This is a genomic window from Streptomyces mutabilis (genome assembly GCF_014649815.1).
GTDB lineage: Bacteria > Actinomycetota > Actinomycetes > Streptomycetales > Streptomycetaceae > Streptomyces > Streptomyces mutabilis.
In genome coordinates, this window is record NZ_BMTT01000007.1 from 95,271 (window position 1) to 116,103 (window position 20,833).

The 20,833-nt window shown below is 72.7% G+C and carries 19 protein-coding genes and 1 pseudogene; 9 read left to right on the forward strand and 11 right to left on the reverse strand.

Features of this window, described 5'->3' with window-relative positions; all coding sequences use genetic code 11:
- The first annotated feature begins 26 nt into the window (after window positions 1-26).
- Entirely contained in the window at window positions 27-788 is a 762-nt protein-coding gene (locus tag IE142_RS16955) for a dioxygenase family protein (RefSeq protein ID WP_191886694.1), read from the forward strand.
- A gap of 21 nt (window positions 789-809) precedes the next feature.
- Here IE142_RS16955 and IE142_RS16960 read toward each other — a convergent pair whose 3' ends face one another.
- Window positions 810-1,328, reverse strand: coding sequence for a GNAT family N-acetyltransferase (locus tag IE142_RS16960; protein ID WP_191886695.1), 519 nt, complete (start codon window positions 1,326-1,328; stop codon window positions 810-812).
- Window positions 1,329-1,550: 222 nt separating this feature from the next.
- Between IE142_RS16960 and IE142_RS16965 the strand changes: the two genes are divergently transcribed.
- On the forward strand, window positions 1,551-2,549 hold the full coding sequence (locus IE142_RS16965; protein WP_191886553.1) for a sigma-70 family RNA polymerase sigma factor: 999 nt from the start codon (window positions 1,551-1,553) through the stop codon (window positions 2,547-2,549).
- A 445-nt stretch (window positions 2,550-2,994) separates the two neighbouring features.
- Complete coding sequence (locus tag IE142_RS16970) at window positions 2,995-3,690, forward strand: TetR/AcrR family transcriptional regulator (protein ID WP_370466362.1); 696 nt, start codon at window positions 2,995-2,997, stop codon at window positions 3,688-3,690.
- 159 nt (window positions 3,691-3,849) lie between these two features.
- On the opposite strand, the gene IE142_RS16975 is transcribed toward IE142_RS16970, so the two are convergent.
- Entirely contained in the window at window positions 3,850-4,821 is a 972-nt protein-coding gene (locus IE142_RS16975; protein WP_191886554.1) for a helix-turn-helix transcriptional regulator, read from the reverse strand.
- 63 nt (window positions 4,822-4,884) lie between these two features.
- Between IE142_RS16975 and IE142_RS16980 the strand changes: the two genes are divergently transcribed.
- The 5 genes from IE142_RS16980 (at window position 4,885) to IE142_RS17000 (ending at window position 10,741) form a co-directional block, all read left to right on the forward strand.
- Window positions 4,885-6,426 carry an MFS transporter gene (locus IE142_RS16980; RefSeq protein WP_191886555.1) on the forward strand — a complete coding sequence of 514 codons (1,542 nt, stop codon included), beginning with the start codon at window positions 4,885-4,887 and terminating at the stop codon, window positions 6,424-6,426.
- 226 nt (window positions 6,427-6,652) lie between these two features.
- Window positions 6,653-7,414, forward strand: coding sequence for a DeoR/GlpR family DNA-binding transcription regulator (locus IE142_RS16985; protein WP_191886556.1), 762 nt, complete (start codon window positions 6,653-6,655; stop codon window positions 7,412-7,414).
- Window positions 7,411-8,358 carry a 1-phosphofructokinase gene (gene pfkB / locus IE142_RS16990; protein ID WP_191886557.1) on the forward strand — a complete coding sequence of 316 codons (948 nt, stop codon included), beginning with the start codon at window positions 7,411-7,413 and terminating at the stop codon, window positions 8,356-8,358. Before IE142_RS16985 ends, pfkB begins: the two co-directional genes overlap by 4 nt.
- Window positions 8,355-8,654, forward strand: a complete 300-nt coding sequence (locus IE142_RS16995) for a hypothetical protein (protein WP_191886558.1) — start codon at window positions 8,355-8,357, stop codon at window positions 8,652-8,654. The genes pfkB and IE142_RS16995 overlap by 4 nt, the downstream gene beginning before the upstream one ends.
- Window positions 8,651-10,741: a PTS fructose transporter subunit IIABC gene (locus IE142_RS17000; RefSeq protein ID WP_191886559.1), complete on the forward strand. Its 2,091-nt coding sequence runs from the start codon at window positions 8,651-8,653 to the stop codon at window positions 10,739-10,741. Before IE142_RS16995 ends, IE142_RS17000 begins: the two co-directional genes overlap by 4 nt.
- A gap of 92 nt (window positions 10,742-10,833) precedes the next feature.
- On the opposite strand, the pseudogene IE142_RS17005 reads toward IE142_RS17000, so the two are convergent.
- From IE142_RS17005 to IE142_RS17015, 3 genes and pseudogenes are all read right to left on the reverse strand, one after another.
- Window positions 10,834-11,584 (reverse strand): annotated as a pseudogene (locus tag IE142_RS17005) (DUF6227 family protein).
- Window positions 11,585-11,761: 177 nt separating this feature from the next.
- Window positions 11,762-12,985, reverse strand: coding sequence for a L,D-transpeptidase (locus tag IE142_RS17010; protein WP_191886560.1), 1,224 nt, complete (start codon window positions 12,983-12,985; stop codon window positions 11,762-11,764).
- Between the two features lie 147 nt (window positions 12,986-13,132).
- Window positions 13,133-14,164, reverse strand: a complete 1,032-nt coding sequence (locus tag IE142_RS17015; protein ID WP_191886561.1) for a P1 family peptidase — start codon at window positions 14,162-14,164, stop codon at window positions 13,133-13,135.
- Window positions 14,165-14,521: 357 nt separating this feature from the next.
- Here IE142_RS17015 and IE142_RS17020 point away from each other — a divergent pair, with 357 nt between their 5' ends.
- On the forward strand, window positions 14,522-14,698 hold the full coding sequence (locus IE142_RS17020; RefSeq protein WP_191886562.1) for a hypothetical protein: 177 nt from the start codon (window positions 14,522-14,524) through the stop codon (window positions 14,696-14,698).
- Window positions 14,699-14,717: 19 nt separating this feature from the next.
- Here the strand turns inward: IE142_RS17020 and mscL are convergent, their stop codons facing one another.
- The 6 genes from mscL to IE142_RS17050 form a co-directional block, all read right to left on the reverse strand.
- Window positions 14,718-15,188, reverse strand: coding sequence for a large conductance mechanosensitive channel protein MscL (mscL, locus tag IE142_RS17025; RefSeq protein ID WP_191886563.1), 471 nt, complete (start codon window positions 15,186-15,188; stop codon window positions 14,718-14,720).
- A 111-nt stretch (window positions 15,189-15,299) separates the two neighbouring features.
- A complete protein-coding gene (locus IE142_RS17030; protein WP_191886697.1) occupies window positions 15,300-15,779 on the reverse strand; it encodes a hypothetical protein in 480 nt (159 codons plus the stop codon).
- Between the two features lie 351 nt (window positions 15,780-16,130).
- Window positions 16,131-16,973, reverse strand: coding sequence for an S-methyl-5'-thioadenosine phosphorylase (locus IE142_RS17035; protein WP_191886564.1), 843 nt, complete (start codon window positions 16,971-16,973; stop codon window positions 16,131-16,133).
- Window positions 16,974-17,055: 82 nt separating this feature from the next.
- Window positions 17,056-17,379: an FmdB family zinc ribbon protein gene (locus IE142_RS17040; protein ID WP_191886565.1), complete on the reverse strand. Its 324-nt coding sequence runs from the start codon at window positions 17,377-17,379 to the stop codon at window positions 17,056-17,058.
- A 68-nt stretch (window positions 17,380-17,447) separates the two neighbouring features.
- Window positions 17,448-18,764, reverse strand: a complete 1,317-nt coding sequence (locus tag IE142_RS17045; RefSeq protein WP_191886566.1) for an MFS transporter — start codon at window positions 18,762-18,764, stop codon at window positions 17,448-17,450.
- 381 nt (window positions 18,765-19,145) lie between these two features.
- Complete coding sequence (locus IE142_RS17050) at window positions 19,146-20,678, reverse strand: potassium/proton antiporter (protein ID WP_229830599.1); 1,533 nt, start codon at window positions 20,676-20,678, stop codon at window positions 19,146-19,148.
- Window positions 20,679-20,833: the final 155 nt, after the last annotated feature.

Genomic DNA, 20,833 nt, shown 5'->3' on the forward strand with positions numbered 1-20,833 from the left:
TCGTGCCCGCCACCGCCCAGGAGCGCATGCCCGCCCTCTACCTCAGCCACGGCGCCCCTCCCCTCGCCGACGATCCCGTCTGGCCCGGCGAGCTCGCCGCCTGGGCCGCCGCGCTGCCCCGGGCCAAGGCGATCCTCGTCGTCTCCGCCCACTGGGAGGAGGCCCCGCTCGCCCTCGGCGCCACCCGCACCGTCCCCCTGGTCCACGACTTCTGGGGTTTCCCCGAGCACTACTACCGCGTGCGCTACGAGGCCCCCGGCGCCCCCGCGCTCGCCGAGTCCGTACGCAAGCTGCTGCGTGCCCCCGGCACGCCGGTGCAGGACGTGCCCGACAGGGGCCTCGATCACGGTGCCTACGTGCCGCTCGTCGAGATGTACCCCGGGGCCGACATCCCGGTCCTCCAGGTCTCCATGCCGACCCTCGACCCGGCACGGCTCATGGAGATCGGCCGCAGGCTCGCGCCGCTGCGCGACGAGGGCGTGCTGATCATCGGCTCCGGCTTCTTCACCCACAACCTGGCCGCGCTGCGCCAGGCCGGCGTGCCCTCCTGGTCCGCCGAGTTCGACGACTGGGGGCGGCGCGCGCTGGACGCCGGGGACGTGGACGCGCTGCTCGACTTCGCCCGCAAGTCCCCGGCGGGCACGCTCGCCCACCCGCGCACCGAGCACTTCGCCCCGCTGTTCGTGACGATGGGGGCGGCGGACGCGGCAGGCGAGCTGGATCTGCGGCGGTCGGTGATCGACGGGTTCTGGATGGGGCTGGCCAAGCGGTCGGTGCAGTTCGGCTGAGCCCCCGTCCCAGGGGGCGGACTAGAGCGACTTCTCGTACCAGGCCACGTCCCAGTACCGGCCGAACTTGCGGCCCACCTCGCGGTACGTGCCGACGTGCCGGAAACCGAAGCGCTCGTGCAGCCGGGTGGAGGCCTCGTTCGGCTGGGCGATGCCCGCGTACGCGCGGTGCAGGTCCTCGCCGGCCAGGGCCTCGAAGAGGGCCGTGTAGAGCAGGGTGCCGATGCCGCGGCCGCCGGAGTGCGGGGCGACGTAGACGGTGGTCTCCACGGAGGTGCCGTAGGCGGGCTTCGCGCGATAAGGACTGGATGTGGCGTACCCGAGGATTTCCTGTGACTCGGCGTCCGTGGCAACCCTGAGCGGGTACGGACCGTCTTCAGGGTGGGAGAGCAGCCAGGGGCGGCGCTCCTGCGGAGTGAACGGCTCGGTGTCGAACGTGATGGGCGTCTCACGTACGTAGTGGTTGTAGAGGTCGGTGAGGGCCTTGAGGTCGTCCTCGATTCCCGCCCTGACCTGGACCTCCGTGCGTCCCGACCGCATCATGCCTCCTCGTGTGGCGGCACAGGGTACTGCATGATCAGAAAAATCGGGGGGCGGGTTGGGAATTCTGTCCGGATTCCAGTCGTTGTTTCCATCGGATGCAGGGCACCCGAGGAGAGTCCCGGGAGAGGCCGGAGAGCAGTTCCGGGACCGGAGACAACGCCGGACGGTGCCGAACGTCCACAGGACCACCCGCTGAACCACCATCGCAAGGGAGCACGCATGGCAACCCGTGCCGTCGCCCGTCGTAAGTCCGCCACCGGCGAGACGGCCGACGCGGCAACCAGCGTCCGCGCAGGCAGCGGCGAGCTCGCCGACCGCGATCTGGTCGGCATGTACCTCGACGAGATCGCACGGACACCGCTGCTCGACGCCGCCAAGGAGGTCGAGCTGTCCCAGACCATCGAGGCGGGTGTGTTCGCGCGGCAGGTACTCGAAGGCTACGAGGAGACCGGGGCGGATGCCACCCGAGAGGAGCTCCGGGCCCTGATCGACGAGGGCGAGCGGGCGAAGGACGTCTTCATCCGCTCCAACCTCCGCCTGGTGGTGGCGGTCGCCCGCCGCTACCCGCGCAGCGGCCTGCCGCTCCTCGACCTGATCCAGGAGGGCAACGCCGGCCTGGTCCGCGCGGTCGAGAAGTTCGACTACCGCAAGGGCTTCAAGTTCTCGACGTACGCCACCTGGTGGATCCGTCAGGCCATCACCCGCTCCATCGCGGACCAGTCGCGCACCATCCGGCTGCCCGTCCACCTGGTGGAGGAGCTGGGCCGCATCCGGCGCGTGCAGCGCGAGTTCAACCGCGAGTACGGGCGCGAGCCGGAGCCCGCGGAGATCGCCGCCGAGCTCGGTTCGACGCCGGAGCGCGTCACGGACGTCCTCGACTGGGCCCGCGACCCCGTCTCGCTGAACATGTCGGTGGACGACGAGGGCGAAACCCAGTTCGGCGACCTGCTGGAGGACACCTCCGCCGTGTCGCCCGAGCAGTCGGTGATGACGCTGCTGCGCAGCGAGGAGCTCGACGACCTCATCGGCCGCCTCGACCCGCGCACGGCCTCCATCATCAAGATGCGGTACGGCATCGAGGACGGCCGGGAACGTACGCTGACCGAGGTCGGCAAGGAGCACGGCCTCACTCGTGAGCGCATCCGGCAGATCGAGAAGCACGCGCTGCTCGAGCTGAAGAAGCTGGCCCGCGACACCGGCTTCGAGGCGGCGGCGTAGGCGGCGCGGCGGGCAGGTGACCGGCCCGCCGTGATGAGGGGGCGTGACGTGACGCGTGGGGCGTACGCCGGTGGCCGAACCCCGCGCAAACATGGCCGTACAACGCTGCTTCAACCGGAGGAGGCCCGGGAACAAGAACTTCGGGCCCAGTATTTCGGCCCGGGGCAGCCGCTCCGGACGGAGCTCCGCCCTTCCGGACCACGTCCCGACGCACTCCCCCCGGCGCCGGGACTTCCCGAGCCGGGCTCGGCGCCTCTCCCCCCGGGACGCCGCAGCCCGGCTCCTTCTGTTCCCCGGGCCGCCTGACCGCCCGGCCGCATGACCGCCTCCGCGCGGGCCACGACGCGTGGCGAAGGCCGACGAAAAGAGGCGGGGCACCCCGGACCTGAACCCCGGGGTGACCCGCCGGATGGCAGATTCTGTCACAGCGGCATAATCTGCCGAAGTGAGCAGCACCCCGGCCTCTTCCGCGCCAGCATCGTCCACGCCCGGCGCCGGGCACGTCTCCCTGACCGAGCGGCGCAAGGCCGAGACCCGGATGGACATCGCCCGCGCGGCGGCCCGCCTCTTCGTGAGCCAGGGCCTGCGTGCGACCCGGGCGGAGGACATCGCCCGGACCGCCGGAGTCGCCCCGCGCACCTTCTACCGCTACTTCGCGACCAAGGAGGAGGCCGTCGCCCCGCTCTACGCCCTCGGCGCCGAGCGCTGGGCCGAGGCGGTGCGCGGGGCCCCGCCGGAGCTGTCCGTGCCCGACGCCCTGGAGCACGCCGTACGGCACACGCTGACGCCCGGCGCCGGGGTCTCGGCGGCGTCCTGGGAATGGGCCCGCACCGTGATCCGCCTGGCCTCGACCAGCCCGGCGCTGCGCAAGGTGTGGGCGGAGGTGTGCGTGACCGCTGAGCGCGGGCTGGTGGAGGCGCTGGCCGCGCGGCTGTCCGGCGGTGACGACAACGTTGCCGGGCGGCTGGTGGGCTCTCCGGAGCTGCGCTTCGCGGCCGCGGTGGCGGGGGCGGCGGTGCGGGTGGCGGTGGAGTACTGGGCGGAAGGACCGGAGGGGGCGGGGAGCCCCGTCGAAGCGGCGCTGCGGAATCTGGCGGGCGTGCGGGGGTTCGCCTGGGGGGCGTGCGGGGCGCCTGGGTGACGGGGCGGGTCAGGCCGGGCCGGGCGGGTGTCTCCGACGGTCGGAGTCGAGCGGAACGGGCTGTCGCCGACGGTCGGAACCGAGCGGCGGACGGAGGTGCCGTGGTCCGCGGCCCCGTGCCGGCGATGTGCCGGACGCGCCGAGCGGAAGGTGCGGTCTTCACTCACCGCCCGCCGCCCTCGCCAGTCGCGCCCCCAATTCCCGTACGCACTCCACCAGTTCCGCCGGCTCCCGGACCCGGAAGTCCACGCCCAGCATCGCGAGGCGTACCGCCATCCAGTCCACCGAGTCGGCGACGGTCGCCCGCAGCACGCACGACGTGCCGTCGTCCGCCGGCTCCGGGGGACCGAGCCACCGCGGCAACCGAGCGGCGACGACGTCGGCCGGCGCGTCGAAGGCGACCACGACGTCGTACGAGTCGCCGTGTCGCTGCATCGAGCGCCGCAGGTACTCCGCCGCGCTCCCGGTCGGCAGTTCCCGGGGTGCGAACCGCGCCCCGGTCGCGAACGGCTCGCTCACCCGGTCGACCCGGAAGGTCCGCCAGTCATCCCGGTCGAGGTCGTAGGCGATCAGGTACCAGCGGCGTCCCGTCGAGACCAGCCGGTACGGCTCCGTCACGCGCCGCGACTCGGTGCCGTCCCCCGCGCGGTAGGCGAAGCGCAACCGCTCGTGCCCGGCCACGGTGGAGGCCATGACGGTCAGCGTCTCCGGGGCGATGCTCGGCCCGTCCCCGCTGGTCAGCGGGGTCGTCGCGGTTTGGAGCGTGGCCACCCGGTGCCGCAGCCGCGACGGCAGCACCTGCTCCAGCTTGGCCAGCGCCCGTACCGACGCCTCGTCCAGGCCCTCGACCGCGTGCCCGGCGCCGGCGCGCAGGCCCACCGCGATCGCCACCGCCTCCTCGTCGTCGAGGACCAGCGGCGGCAGCGCCTTGCCGGCCACCAGCCGGTAACCGCCGTCGGCGCCCATGGTCGCCTGCACCGGGTAGCCCAGCTCACGCAGCCGGTCGACGTCCCGCCGGATCGTGCGGCGGGAGACCCCGAGCCGTTCGGCGAGTTCGCCGCCCGGCCACTCGCGGGGTGTCTGGAGGAGGGAGAGGAGCGTCAGGAGCCGGGCCGGAGTGTCCGTCGTCATGGTTCCCAGGATGGCGCCGCAGTAGGACCGGATCTGTCCTACTGGAGTCATAGCTTCACTGCCATGATCTCAACGCACACCCCGGACCCGTCACCGGCGGCGCCCGCCGCGGGCGACCGCCGTCGCTGGTACGCCCTCGCGATCGTGATGACCGCCGCGTTCATGGACCTGGTCGACGTCACCATCGTCAACATCGCTATCCCGTCGATCCGGCAGAACGAGGGCGCCTCCTTCAGCCAGATCCAGTGGATCACCGCCGGTTACGCCCTCGCCTTCGCGGCCGGCCTGATCACCGGTGGGAGGCTCGGCGACATCCACGGCCGCAAGCGGGTGTTCCTCATCGGTGTCGCGGGCTTCACCCTGGCGTCCGCGCTGTGCGGTTTCGCCGTGAACCCGGAGATGCTGGTCGCCTCGCGCATCCTCCAGGGCGCCATGGCGGCACTCATGGTGCCGCAGGTGCTGTCGATCGTGCACGCCACCTTCCCGGCGCACGAACGCGGCAAGGTGTTCGGGCTGTTCGGCGCGATCGTCGGACTCGGCGCGGTCTCCGGTCCGTTGCTGGGCGCCCTGCTCACCGAGTGGAACCTCTTCGGGCTCGAGTGGCGGCCCATCTTCCTCATCAATCTGCCGGTCGGCGTAGCCGCCCTGTTCCTCGGCGGCCGTTTCATCACCGAGTCCAAGTCGCCGCGCGCCCTGCGGCTGGACCTGGTCGGGGTCGCCCTGGTCACCCTCGGCCTGCTGATGCTGGTCTACCCGCTCACCCGGGGCCGTGAGCTGGGCTGGCCGCTGTGGGGGCACCTGTCGATGGCCGGCGCCTTCGTCGTGCTCGCGGTGCTGGTGGCGTACGAGAGGCGCAAGAGCGCGCGGGACGGGTCGCCGCTGGTCGAGCTGTCGCTGTTCCGAGTGAAGAGCTTCGCCGCCGGTATCGCCGTGCAGACCGTCTTCGGGGTGGTGCTCGGCATTTTTTTCCTGGTGTGGACGCTGTACATGCAGGTGGGGCTCGGCTGGACCGCGCTGCGGGCCGGGCTGACCGGCGTGCCGTTCTCGGTCGCCGTGTCGGTGGCGGCGGGGGTGTCGGTGCAGAAGCTGGTGCCGCGGTTCGGGCGCAAGGTGCTCCAGGCGGGCGCGCTGGTGATGGCGGCGGGAGTCCTGCTCTACCTCTGGGAGTCCGAGCACTACGGGCTCGGCATCACGTCCTGGCAGATGGCGCTGCCGCTCGTCGTCATGGGCGTCGGCATGGGGCTGATCGTCGCGCCGCTGACGGACGCGGTGCTGTCCCAGGTGCCGCGCGAGCACGCCGGGTCGGCGTCCGGGCTCATCAGCACCGTGCAGCAGATGGGCAACGCGCTCGGGCTCGGTCTGGTCTCCGTGGTCTTCTTCGGCGCGATGAGCGACGACCTGGCACCGGCCCGCATCGGCCCCGCCTACGCGGACGCCTTCCAGAACGCGCTGGGCTGGGTGGCGGCGGTACTGACCGTCGTCTTCCTGCTGATGTTCGCGCTGCCGAAGCGGCCGGCTCAGCACGTGGAGGGCGCCGCGGGGGAGGAGCCGGCGGGAGGTGCGACGGAGGGCACGGCGGCGGAGAAGGAGGCCGCGCTCGCCTGAGGCCGCCGTACTGCGAAGGGGAGGGCGGGTCCGGAGCGTCGGCACCGGACCCGCCCTCACGTGCGCTCCCGGGGAGCGGCCACAAGATGCCCGTTCATGCCCGGTCGTGCCCGACTGAGTTTGGATGCGTCCACTTGCTTGTTTACATTCCGGAAAACCGGGCGTAGCCTCCGGGATAAACCACAGGTTCGGGCATGGCTCGGTACAGGGCGGAGGCGAACGCGTCATGTACGCACCGGAGCGTCAGCAGGAGATCCTCCGGCTCGCGCGGGACGGCGGCCGGGTGGACGTGGTGTCGCTGGCGGAGGAGTTCCAGGTGACGGCGGAGACCATCCGCCGCGACCTCAAGGCCCTCGACCGGGCCGGTCTGCTCCGCCGCGTGCACGGCGGCGCGATACCCGCCGGGCGGCTCGACTTCGAGCCGGACCTCGCCGAGCGCGAGTCCACCGCGGCCGACGAGAAGGACCGGATCGCCAGGGCGGCCCTGGCGGAACTGCCCGCCGACGGCACGCTGATCCTCGACGCCGGTTCCACGGTGGCCCTGCTGGCCGCCGCGATCCCGCGTGAGGCCTCGCTCACCGTCGTCACCCACAGCCTGCCCATCGCGGCCCGCCTCGCCGACCACCCCGGCATCCAGCTCCACCTGGTCGGCGGGCGCGTGCGGCACCGTACGCGCGCGGCAGTGGACGCCTGGGCGCTGCGCGCGTACGGCGAGATCCGCGCCGACGTGGTGCTGGTGGCGGCCAACGGCTTCTCCGCCGAGTACGGCCTGACCACCCCCGACCTGGCCGAGGCCGCGGTCAAGCGGGCCGCCGTCGCCGCCGCCCGCCGCGTGGTGCTGCTCGCCGACTCCTCCAAGTACGGCCAGGAGCACTTCGCCCGCTTCGGCTCCCTCGACGACGTGGACCTGCTGATCACCGACAGCGGGCTGACCCCCGAAGACGCCACCGCCATCGAGCGCGACGGCACGGAAGTAGTACGCGCATGATCCTCACCGTCACCCCCAACCCGTCCCTGGACCGCACCTACGAGGTGCCCTCCCTCGACCGCGGCGAGGTCGTCCGCGCCAGGGGAGAGCGCGTGGACCCGGGCGGCAAGGGCGTGAACGTCTCCCGCGCGGTGACGGCGGCCGGCCGGCGAACCGTGGCGGTACTGCCGCTCGGCGGCCCCTCCGGGGCGCTCGTCTCCGAACTGCTCGACGCCCAGGGCATCGAGGTCGCGCCGGTGCCCATCGCCGGCGTCACCCGGGCCAACATCGCGCTCGCCGAGGCGGACGGGGTCCTGACGAAGATCAACGCACCGGGGCCCGAACTGTCGGCGGCCGAGCGGGAACTGCTTCTGGAGACCGTACGGCGCCAGTCGCCCGGCGCGGACTGGATCGCCTGCTGCGGCAGCCTGCCCCGCGGCCTCGCCCCCTCCTGGTACGCCGACCTGGTCGCCCGGGCGCACGCCGCCGGTGTCCGCATCGCCCTCGACACCTCCGGTCCCGCCCTGCTCCAGGCCCTGCGGGAGCGCCCCGACGTGGTCAAGCCGAACGCCGAGGAGCTCGCCGAGGCCGTGGGGCGTCCCCTGGTCACGGTCGGCGACGCGGTGAAGGCGGCGGAGGAACTGCGGGAGCTGGGCGCCCGGTCCGTGCTCGCCAGCCTCGGCGCCGACGGGCAACTCCTCGTGGACGACGCGGGCGCCTGGTTCGGCGCCGCCCGCGTGGACGCCGTGCGCAGCAATGTCGGCGCCGGTGACTCCTCCCTCGCCGGTTTCCTCGTCGCCGGGGGTTCGGGGCCGGGCGCCCTCGCCTCCGCCGTCGCGCACGGCGCCGCGGCCGTCCGGCTGCCCGGCAGTGTGATGCCGACGCCGGCCGACCTGGACCCGAGCGCGGTGACGGTCACGGCCGAGGTGCCGGTGGACCGCGTACTGAAGGAGCCGGCGTCATGACTTCCGCCCACCGAGTCGTCGGCCGGCTCGCCGGGGGCGGTCCCGGCCGGGGCGTCCACGCCTCGGTCCCCGGTGCCGTCCTCGGCCGCGGTGCCTCCGGCCCGTTCCCGGGTGCCGTCCCCGGCCCCGGCCGCGGTGCCTCCGGCCCTCTCCCCGACGCCGATCCGCACCGCGGCGTCCCCGGCTCGCTCGCCGGGGTCGTCGCCGAATCCCACCGCAGTGCCCCCGTCCCCCTCCCCGTTTCCGCCCAGCACCCCGCGTTCCGGGCGATACGCGAGCTAAGGAGCCCGCGATGAGCGAGATGATCACCGCGGATCTGGTCGACCTCGACCTGTCCGCCGACACCAAGGAAGCGGCGGCGCGCGCCCTCGCCGAGCGGATGGTGGCCCTGGGCCGGGTGACCGACCTGGAGGGCTTCCTCGACGACGTGGCAGCCCGCGAGGCGCAGATGCCGACCGGCCTCGACGGAGGCATCGGCATCCCGCACTGCCGCAGCGAACACGTCACCGAGCCGACGCTGGCCTTCGGGCGCAGCGCGGCAGGCATCGACTTCGGGGCGGCGGACGGCCCGGCCGACCTGATCTTCCTGATCGCCGCTCCGGCGGGCGCGGACGACGCCCACCTGACGATCCTGTCGTCCCTGGCGCGGCAGTTGATGAACGCCGAGTTCACCGACGCGCTGCGCTCGGTGGGCGCCGCGACGGCCGCCGCGGCGCTGATCCGCGGGGAGGAGCCGGACGGTGCCGAAGGCGTTCGAGAAGGCACCGAGGACTCCGTGGCGGTCCCGGCGGCGGCCTCCGCCGGGACCGCCACGGGCAACCCCGACGAGGCTCCCGGCGAGCCCGAACGCCCCTTCCGTGTCGTCGCCGTCACCTCCTGCCCCACCGGCATCGCGCACACCTACATGGCGGCCGAGGCGCTGGAGAACGCCGGCCGCGAGGCGGGCGTCGAGGTCGTCGTCGAGACGCAGGGCTCGGCCGGGTTCACCCGGCTCGATCCGGCGGTGATCGATTCGGCGGACGGCGTGATCTTCGCCCACGACGTGCCTGTACGCGACAAGGACCGCTTCGCCGGGAAGCCCACCGTCGACACCGGTGTGAAGACGGCCATCAACCGGCCCGGCGAGCTGATCGGCGAGGTCCGCGGCAAGGCGGCCCGCGGCGAGGTCACGGGGGCCGGTACGGCGGGTGCCGGCGGTGCGGGCGGTTCCTCCGGTGCGACGCCGGTCGAGCGCGGCGGCGGGTCCGGTGACGGGTACGGGACGAAGCTGCGCGTCTGGCTGATGTCCGGCGTCAGTTACATGGTCCCGTTCGTCGCCGCGGGCGGTCTGCTCATCGCCCTGGGCTTCGCGATCGGCGGCTACGAGATCAACAAGGCGCCCTCGGTGATGGACCACTTCGTGTGGACGCAGGCGGACAGCTGGGCGGCGCTGCTGTTCCAGATCGGCGGTGTGGCCTTCGCCTTCCTCGTCCCGGTGCTGGCCGGCTACATCGCCTACGGCATGGCCGACCGTCCGGGTCTCGTCCCCGGCTTCGTCGGCGGCTCGATCGCGCTGACCATCAATGCCGGATTCCTCGGCGGCCTGGCGGCGGGTCTGATCTCCGGTGCCGTGGTGATGGCGATCCAGCGGATACGCATCCCGGCGGCGCTGCGCGGGATCATGCCGGTGGTGGTGATCCCGCTGATCTCCTCGGCGGTCGTCGGTTTCCTGATGTTCGTGGTGATCGGCAAGCCCATCGCGTCCGCGCAGAAGGCGATGACCGACTGGCTGAGCGGCCTGTCCGGCGCCAACGCGGTCCTGCTCGGCGTCCTGCTCGGCCTGATGATGTGCTTCGACCTGGGCGGTCCGGTCAACAAGGTCGCCTACGCCTTCGCCACGGCCGGCATCGCGGTCACCGACCCGAGCGACTCGGCGATGAAGATCATGGCGGCCGTCATGGCGGCCGGTATGGTCCCGCCGCTGGCGATGGCCCTGGCCACGACCGTGCGCGGCAAGCTCCTCAACGCCGCCGAGCGCGAGAACGGCAAGGCCGCCTGGGTGCTGGGCGCCTCCTTCATCTCCGAGGGCGCGATCCCGTTCGCCGCGGCCGACCCGCTGCGGGTCATCCCGTCCTCGATGGTGGGCGGTGCGGTCACCGGCGCCCTGTCGATGGCGTTCGGCGCCACGCTGCGCGCCCCGCACGGCGGCATCTTCGTCGTCCCGCTGATCGGCAACCCGCTGCTCTACCTGGTCGCCATCGCCGCGGGCGTCTGCGTCACGACGGCCCTGGTGATCGTCCTCAAGGGTCTGCGCAAGTCGGCGTCGGCAGCGGCGGCACCGGGATCCGGCGGCGCGGACCCGTCGGCCTCGGCACCGGGGGCGAAGCAGCCGGTGGCCGCGTAAGGGACGGTCGCCGTCAACTGTTCACGGGCCGGGTCCGCAGGGGACCCGGCCCGGCGGCGTTCCCGCCGGGCAGCGCGGACCCCGACGAACCACTACTGGGAGACCTGCGCCGCGCGACGCTCCATCGCCCGGCGGGCGGTGTCCTCGCTGGCGTAGACCTCGCACATGTGCCGTCCGTCGGGCGTGGCCGTGTGCTCGACCTCCCAGAGCGAGACCTCCGCGCCGTCGCGCAGCAGGAACGCGTGCTCGTAGAGCGAGAAGCCGATCCGGGCGCTGCGAGCGCGGCCGGGGCCGCCGAAGGCCTGGGTGATCTGGTGCGCGGACGCCGTCGCCAGCCGGGCGGCGAGGTCGGCGCCGGGCCGGTCCGGGTTCTCCGCCCGGCGCAGCAACCGGCGGGCGTGATCCGCCGAGGCGTCGGGGACGTAGCTGTGCCGGGGGGGCGGGGGCCGGGGACAGCTGCACCTGCACCGGCAGTTCGAAGTCGGGGGTGTCCGGTGGCAGGGCCAGGCGGGCGGTGGCGGTGCGCAGCTCTTCCTCGTCGACGTACACCTCGTGCTGCGGTTCGCCGCCCGGGGTGGTGTTGTGGACGAGCTCCCAGAGCGTGACCGCCGAGCCGTCGGCGAGCAGCCAGGTGTGCCGGTACGTCTCGCGGTGCAGCCCAGCGCTGTGGTGCGCGGAGTGCAGTGCGCCGTCGTGCGCCAGCGCGCAGTCCAGTTGCCGTATCGTCTCGTCGGGCAGTTCGAACGAGTTCAGGGCGCGACCCAGCAGTCGCATGAGGTGCTCCTCCGGAGACTCGGGCGACTCGGGTGGTTCGTACGCTGTCGTCTCGTACGGAACGCTCAAGGCTTCTCCCGGCGTTGCTGCATGTCACCTTGTGGGTGCATACCGTAGCCCCTCGGTCGGACATCATGTCCGGGAACCGAGAAAACGTACGCACGAAAAACGCGCGGGCCGCGCGAAAAGTTCCCGCGCGGCCCGACGAACCGTCAAAATCCGCTGCTCAGCAGGCCGGTCGGCCGATCAGACGGCGCTTCCGGCGACCCACTCGCTCCACGCCATGTTCCAGCCGTTGAGCCCGTTGTCCGGTGCGATCGTGCCGTCCGGGGAGTTCTTGACGACCACGATGTCCCCGATGAGCGAGTTGTCGTAGAACCACTTGCCGTCGGTGGCGCCCTGACCGCCCTGGACGTCCCGCAGCCCGACGCAGCCGTGGCTGGTGCCCTGGACGCCGAAGGGCGGGTTGCCCTGGTTGTACCAGTAGTTGCCGTGGATGAAGGTGCCGGACCGGCTCAGCCGCATCGCGTGCGGCACGTCCGGGATGTTGTACTCGCCGCCGAACCCGACCGTCGAACCGTCCATGTGTGTCTCCAGGGACTTCTCGGAGATCACCATCTGCCCGTTGTACGTCGGGTTCTCCGCGCTGCCCGCGGAGATGGGGACGGACTTGAGCGTCTCGCCGTCCCGCACGACGGTCATGGTCTGGGTGTTCGCGTCGACCGTGGAGACCTGGGCGCGGCCCACGGTGAAGGTCACGGTCTTCTTCTGTACGCCGTGGACGCCGTTCGCGCCCTCCACCCCGTCCAGGTCGATCTTCATGGTGACCTTCGAGCCGGCCTTCCAGTACTCCTCGGGCCGGAAGTCGAGCCGCTGGTCGCCGAACCAGTGCCCGACCACCTGCTGCCCGCTGCTGGAGGTGACCGAGATGTGCGACTGCACGGTCCTCTTGTCGCTGATCGCCTTGTCGAACTTGAACGAAACCGGCATCCCCACCCCGACCGTGGTGCCGCCGTCCGGGGTGTACGTACCGATGAAGCTGTTGGCGGTGGAGACCGTGGTGAACACCGAGTCGGCGGCGGAGGTACGGCCGTCGGCGTCCTTCGCGGTCGCGTGGATCCGGTACTTGGTGCCCCGCTCCAACTGCTCCTTCGGCTTCCAGCTGCCGCCGTCGGCGGAGACCGCGCCCGGTACGGCCGCGCCCGTCTCCGCGACGGTCATCCTCACCTCGGTCAGCCGGCCGTCGCTGACCTTCACGCCGGTCGTGTTGATCGAGGCGCCGGTCGATCCGTCCTTCGCCGAGATCACGACCTCGGCGACCGAGGTCTTCGCGGAGTCCGCGCCGTCGTCGCCGCCCTTCTTGTCGTCGGCACTGGCGCTGCCGCCGCAGGCGGTGAGGGTGAGGGCGCCGACCACCAGGGCGGCACAGGCCCCCAGTACGCGCCGCGATGCTATGACCGGCCTTGTCACGAGCTGCTATAGGATGAGGTGTTGTGCGGTATTGCCTTCAACCCTGTAGAGGTGAGCGGGGGTCGGCCGGGTTCCCGTCGACCGCCCGGGACGCCGACGCGTGACAGAATCGGGACAATCACCCGCGCACGCGGCTCAACCGGCCTCCTACGCAGGCCCGTACAGCTCCTCGTACACCGGCCACGCCCCGCCCGGTCCGTCCACCGGCCCGGCGGTCCGCACGGCGCGCACGATCGCCCGCGTCACCACGTCGGCGCCCGCCGCAAGTACCTCGTTCAGCGCGAGCGGCTGCCCCGCGTCGAGCGGACGCTCCCCGGTCGCCAGGGAGAACACCGTGTCCCCGTCACTGAGCAGGTGCACCGGCCGCACCGCACGGGCGATGCCGTCGTGCGCGGTGCCGGCCAGCTTCTGCGCCTGCGCCTTGGACAGGTCCGCGTCGGTGGCGACCACGGCGAGCGTGGTGTTCAGCGGGGGCGGCGCGTTCCTCGCCGCGACCCCGGCGAGCCGCCGCCCGGCGGCCTCGTGCACCTCCGGCGCCGGATACCGCACCCGCCCGCCCCGGAACATCTCCCCGTACAACACCCCCGTCTCCGGGTCGGTCACCGACCCCGCCGCGTTCGCCACCACCAGCGCCGCCACCGTGATCCCCGAGTCCAGCACGGTGCTCGCGGTGCCCACCCCGCCCTTCATCGTGCCGACCACCGCTCCCGTGCCCGCGCCGACGCACCCCTCGGCCACCGGCGCACCCGGCGTGCTCGCGTGCGCCGCCTCCACCGCCGCCCGGCCGGTGGCCGCGTCGGGCCTGGCCCGGAAGTCACCACCGCGCCCCAGGTCGAAGACGCAGGCGGCGGGCACCACCGGCACCACGTGCGCGGGATCCGGGCCGACCCGCACGCCTCGGCCCCGCTCCTCCAGCCAGGCCATCACCCCGGACGCCGCGTCCAGCCCGTACGCGCTGCCGCCGGTCAGTACCAGCGCCTGGACCCGCTGCACCAGGTTGCGCGGATCGAGCGCGTCGGTCTCCTTAGTGCCGGGGCCGCCCCCGCGCACGTCCACGGCGGCTACCGCCCCGGCCTCCGGCGCGAGCACCACCGTGGTGCCCGTCAGCCACCCGTCGCCCCTGCGCGTCGCATGCCCCACCAGCACTCCGGCGACATCCGTCAATGCGTCGACTGTCATGCCGTCAGTCTGGGCCAGGGACTTCGTCTGCGGGAGCGGACGACACCGGTGGGTAACGGACAACACCGGTGGGGGACAACACCGGTGCGAGTGCGGGACCCGGTGGGGCGGAGGCAACCGGCGGGGCAGCGGAACCAGTGGGCGGCGCGGTGAGACTCGTACCGGCCGCGGTCCGTCAGGCTGCGCAGCGGAGGCTGGGCGCCGGGCGGACCGGAGGGGGCCCTGCGGAGGCCGGACTGTACACCATGGCTCCCAGCACAGCAGAGACGACGTGGATCTGCTTGCGGACGGCTCCGCCCGCCGGGGCGTGCCGGGCGGGCGGAGCACCGGCCACACGGCGGGCCGTACCCTGGAGACATGAGCAGCACCCCCGAACCCGAGCCCCGCACGCCCCGGTCGGCGCTGGTCTTCGACGACCCGCTGGACCAGCAGAGCTCGGACGACACGGACCGCGGCTGGGGCGGGCGGCCCGAGGGCGACAGCGCGGCCGACCTGAAGCGCTTCCTCGACGAGAAGCCGCCCCACCACCTGTGAGCCGAGGGGCGCGGCGCCCCTACGGGCGGTCGTGCCCCGACCCGCGCTGCGCGACCAGTGCGTCGCGGATCTCCTTGAGCACCTCCAGCTCGGAGACCTCCATGACCTCCTCCGCGCCCTCCTTCGCCTTGCGACGGGCCTCCTGCCGGGCCAGGTACTTCGACATGGGCAGGACCATCAGGAAGTAGACGACGGCCGCGGTGATCAGGAACGTGAGGGTGGCGCCCAGTACCGAGCCCCAGAGGATGCGCACGCCCGTCGCGCTGTCGCCGGTACCGGTGCACGGACCCTTGAGACAGGAGCTGTAGCTGTCCAGGCTCTGGGTGCCGAACGCACCGACCAGTGGGTTGATGACCCCCTTCACTACCGAGTTGACGATGTTGGTGAAGGCGGCGCCGATGACGACCGCCACCGCCAGGTCGATGACGTTTCCGCGCATCAGGAAGGCCTTGAAGCCATCCCAGACGCTCGGCTCCTTCTTCTCGCTCACCTCGGGGGCACTCCTTGACTGAACCGGGTGTGGAACAAAACGCTCCGCAACCTACGTCAGCGTTGGGCCACCCTGTCCAATCCGGCACCTTGAACGCGGGACTTGACGGGCTCAGCACAGCGTCACCGCGAGCCGTGCCGTGGCCGCCGCGCCGGCCAGCCGATGGGCGGTCGCGCGGGGCACCGAAACCACGACCAGCGCCCCGCCCGCAGCGGCCCCGTCCACGGGCTCCGGCACCTTCGCCACCCGCGCCCCGCGCGCGAGGACGGTCGCCTCGCCCGAGCCGCCGTCCGTGGCCGCGATGACGTCGACCCGGTCGCCGGGCCTGAGGAGACGCACCGTGGCGGCGTCGGCGATCCGCACCGGCGCCGACACCGGCTGCGCGCCGTGCCGCTCGCGTACCGGCTCGGTCACCGGATGCCCGCGGGCCCGCTGACCGCCCGGGGCGTCGGCTCCCGGATGCGGGCCCGCCGCCACCAGCGCCGCGGCGGTGACCGCCAGCCCGGCGGCGACTGCGCGTCGTCGGTGACGCAGGAGCCGGTGCAGTCGGTGCCGTCCGCCGCGCACCCGCACCGGGGCGAAGTGCGGCACCTCGCATGTGGGCGGAGCGTCGGTGCCGAGCGGCAGGGGGGAGGCAAGGGCGGAGCGGGACACGGTGACCACCACCTGTGACGAGGGATCGGCTTGCGCGTCCACGATGAGGCTTTTCGCCGATGCCCGCCGGAGCCCGTGCGCTACCGACCGGTTGTGGACAACTCCGCCACCCGAACGTGCCGCTCCGCCCCCGGGCGGGCTCATGCACGGCGTCACACGGTCGCGCACGGGCCGCACGGTCGCGCACAGGCCCGCAGGCCGCACGGCTCCGCAGATCCCGGCCCGGACCGCACACCTCTTCAGGCCCCGGCCCGCACCGCACGCCCCCGCTCCCCGCCGCCCCGGGCTCTACGGCAGCGCGATTCCCGGATCCATCCCGCCCAGCGCCGTCGCGCACAGGCAGTCCCGGTCGGCGGTCGGTGGCAGCGCGGCCACCGCGTCGAACAGGACGCCCCGCAGCCGGTCCACGTTCGCCGCGAACACCTGCAGTACCTCCTCGTGGGAAACGCCCTCGCCGCTCTCCGCGCCGGCGTCCAGATCGGTGACGAGGGTCAGCGAGGTGTAACAGAGCTCCAGTTCACGGGCGAGCGCGGCCTCGGGGTGGCCGGTCATGCCCACCACCGACCAGCCCTGCGCCCGGTGCCACAGGGACTCCGCCCGGGTGCCGAAACGGGGCCCCTCGACCACGACCAGCGTGCCGCCGTCCACCGGTTCCCAGTCCCGCCCCCGGGCCGCCTTCAGCGCGGCGGCCCGCCCGGTGGGGCAGTACGGGTCGGCCAGCGACACGTGCACCACGTCGGGCACCGTGCCGTCCGGCGTCGGCAGCCCGTCGAAGTAGGTCGAAGGCCGGGACCGCGTGCGGTCGACGAACTGGTCCGGCACCAGCAGCGTGCCCGGCCCGTACTCGGGGCGCAGCCCGCCGACCGCGCAGGGGCCGAGGACCTGGCGCACACCGGCCGAACGCAGCGCCCAGAGGTTGGCCCGGTAGTTGATCCGGTGCGGCGGCAGATGGTGTCCGCGCCCGTGGCGGGGGAGGAAGGCGACCCGTCGGCCGGCGACCTCGCCGAGGAACAGGGAGTCGCTGGGCGGCCCGTAGGGGGTGTCCACCTGTACCTCGGTCACGTCGTCGAGGAACGAGTAGAAACCGGAGCCGCCGATCACGCCGATCTCGGCATTCACCTTGTTCGCCATGACCGCACCCTAGCCGCCCCGGCCGACGCCGAGGACCCCGTCGTCGGTCGACGACGGGGTCCCGCGAGAAGCTGTGGAGGCCCTACGCGGCGGTGGTGCCGGCGGCGGAGGAGCTGCCGGAGCTCGACGACGAGCCCGAGCCCGACGACGAACCGGAGTCCGAGGGCGAGGAGTCCGCCGAGGACGACGCCGACTTGGCCGACGACGCCGGCGAGCTGCTGGACGAGCTGCCGCGGCTGTCGTTGCGGTAGAAGCCGGAGCCCTTGAAGACAATGCCGACCGCCGAGAACACCTTCTTCAGGCGGCCCTGGCAGTTCGGGCACTCGGTCAGGGCGTCATCGGTGAACTTCTGCACCGCCTCGAGGCCCTCGCCGCACTCGGTGCACTGGTACTGGTACGTCGGCACTTGTCTTCCTCCTGGCACTCTCACTCGATGAGTGCTAACGACGGTCCATAGTGACGCATTCCCCGGGATCAGTCCACTGCGGCGTGCTCCCGGTGATCCACGCCACGCAGGACCGTACGCCCGCGGGGCGGGGTCGCCAGCCGCGAACGCAGTGCCAGCAGCGTCGCAAGCGCGAGCACTGTGCCACCCATCGGCACCAGGAACCCGGCGCCGCCCCAGAGCCGGTCCTCCAGCTGGCCGGAGACGGTGACGGCCGCCGCCTGGCCGAGCGCGACCGCGCCGGTCAGCCAGGTGAACGCCTCGGTGCGGGCGCCCGCCGGAACCAGGTCCTCGACCAGCGTGTAGCCGGTGACGAGAGCGGGTGCGATGCACATGCCGACCAGGAGGCCGAGACCGGCCAGTACGAGCACGGAGTGAGCGGCCCACAGGCCGGACGCGGTCACGGCGAGGGCGGTGTAGCCGACCAGGAGGCGCCGCTGCGGGGCCACCTTCCAGGCGATCGCGCCGCAGGCCAGGCCCGAGAGCATGTTGCCCGCGGCGAAGACGCCGTACAGGACGCCGTTCAGCCCGGGCTCGCCGATCGACTCGGTGAAGGCGGCCAGCGAGACCTGCATGCCGCCGAACACGGAACCGATGCCCAGGAAGACCACGATGAGAACGCGCACCCCGGGGACACGCAGTGCCGAAACGTGCTGCACGCGTGCGTGCCCGTCGGCGGCGCGGCCGACCGCCGGTTGGGTGCTTCTCTGCGCGGCGAACAGCAGACCGCCCACCAGGGTGAGCGCGGCCTCGGTGACCAGGCCCGCGGCCGGGTCCACGGCCGTGCACAGGGCGGTCGCCAAAAGCGGGCCGAGGACGAAGGTCAGCTCGTCGGTGACGGACTCGAAGGCGGCCGCCGTGCTCATCAGCGGGGAGTCCTTGAGCTTCACGCCCCAGCGGGCCCGCACCATGGGTCCGATCTGCGGCACCGAGGCGCCGGTGGGCACCGCGGCCGCGAACAGTGCCCACAAGGGCGCGTTCGCGAGCGCGAGAACGGTCAGGGTCGCACCGGATGTCGCGTGCACGAGCACGCCGGGGAGCAGGACGGCACGCTGCCCGTAGCGGTCGGCGAGCCGCCCGCTGTAGGGGGCGAACACGGCCATGGAGACGCCGGTGACGGCCGCCGCGGCGCCCGCGACGCCGTAGGAACCGGTGGTGTGCTGCACCAACAGCACGATGGAGAGCGTCAGCATGGCGAACGGCTGGCGTGCCGCGAAGCCGGGCAGCAGGAACGTCCAGGCGCCGCGGGTGCGCAGCAGTCGGCCGTATCCCGGGCGGGCGGAGCGGGACTCGGCGTGCCGCGTCTCCTCCGGCGACTTCTTCGACGAGGTGACCGTGGATGCCACGGCCCGTGCCTTTCTGCCGCCTGGTAGCGCGGTCCGCCTCGCGGCTGTCGCCGTGCGGGAGCGCCGAGAGCTGTCCTCTTGCGCGGACTGCGGTAGATGCCGGAGCCCGCGCGGAAGAGGGGCGATCCGGCCGCCATACGGTCGCGCCAGCTCTGCTTCAGGCAGAGTTGGTTCGATCAGGTGCCGCATTCATCCTACAGGGGGGAAGACGGGCGCAACCTGTGAAAGCGCGCACCCTCCCCACGTTCACCTGCGATCTCGGCACCCGCCGTCCACCTGCGGTTGCCGCATCCGATCACCTGCGATCCCGCGCTCGTCCATGCGATTGCGCACTCGTCCACCCGCGATCCCGCACCATCCAGCTGCGGCTGCCGCACTCGCTCACCCGCGGTTGCCGTTCGCCTCACCCGTGCCCAGCCATCCGGCCAGCTTGCCGCCGTGGCCGACCGCGCGCAGCCGCGCCTCGGCGGTGTCCCGGACGGGGTCGGTGGCGACCACGAGGAGTTCGTCCCCGCGCCGCAGTCCCGTCGTGGGCAGCGGCACGAACGACTTGCCGTCGCGGACGACCAGCGTCACGGCGGACCCGGCCGGCAGCCGCAGCTCGCTGACCTCCACGCCGTGCATCCTCGACCCCTCGGGGATCGTCACGGACAGCAGGTGCCCGCGCAGCCGCTCCAGGGGCGCCGACTCGATGCCGAGGTCGGCGGCCTCGTCCTCCTTGCCCAGGTGCAGCTTGCGGGCCAGCCAGGGCAGCGTCGGCCCCTGGACCAGGGTGTAGACGACGACCAGGACGAAGACGATGTTGAAGATGCGGCGGCTGCCCTCGACGCCCTCCACCATGGGGATCGTGGCCAGGACGATGGGCACGGCGCCGCGCAGCCCGGCCCAGGACATCAGTGCCTTCTCCTGCCAGGGCACCCGGAACGGCAGCAGGCACAGTACGACGCTCAGCGGACGCGCCACCATGGTCAGCACCAGCCCGATGATCAGGGCGGGCAGGATGTCGTCCCCGAGCTCGTGCGGGGTGACCAGCAGGCCGAGCAGCACGAACATGCCGATCTGGGCGAGCCAGCCGAGCCCGTCGGCGAAGCCCCGCGTGGCGGGCCAGTGCGGTAGCCGGGCGTTGCCCATGACCATCGACGCGAGGTAGACGGCCAGGAAGCCGCTGCCGTGGACCATGGCGCCGGCCGCGTAGGCGGTGACGGCGATCGACATGACGGCGATGGGGTAGAGGCCGGAGGCGGGCAGCGCCACGTGCCTGAGTCCGAGGGACCCGAGCCAGCCGACCGCGAGCCCGATGGCGGCGCCGATGGCCAGCTCCAGCGCGATCTCGCCCAGCAGCACGTACCAGTGCTCGATCGGGCCGGCCGTGGAGAAGGCGACCACCAGGATGACCACCGGTGCGTCGTTGAAGCCGGACTCGGCCTCCAGGGTGCCCGTTATGCGTGCGGGCAACGGGATTGTGCGCAGCACCGAGAACACGGCCGCCGCGTCCGTGGAGGAGACCACCGCTCCGACGATCAGTGCCTGCCGCCACTCCAGCCCGGTCAGGTAGTGCGCGCCCGCCGCGGTCACGCCGACGCTCACCGCGACCCCGGCCAGTGCCAGTGCGGAGGCGGCCGGCAGGGCCGGTTTCGCCTCCTTCCACTTCGTACCGAGACCGCCTTCGGCCAGGATCACGACCAGGGCCGCGTATCCGATGACCTGAACCAGTTCGGCGTTGTCGAAGTGGATGTCGCCGATGCCGTCCTGGCCCATGGCGACGCCGATCGCCAGGTAGACGAGCAGGCTGGGGAGCCCGCTGCGTGAGGAGATCCGGACCGCCGCCACGGCGATGAGGAGGACGAGCGAGCAGACGAGCAGGAGCTGGTTGAGGTGGTGGACAGTCAGCGGCCGTTCCCTTCCTTGACGCACAGCACGGACCACACGCGGACCCCACGGGGCACGTACGGGTACGCACGGTTACGTACCAGCGCATACGCCCGCACACGGACCACATGCCGCCCGTGGCGCGGACGAGCGCGCCGCGCGGCGCGCGAACACACACCCCCATGGCACACGAAACCGCA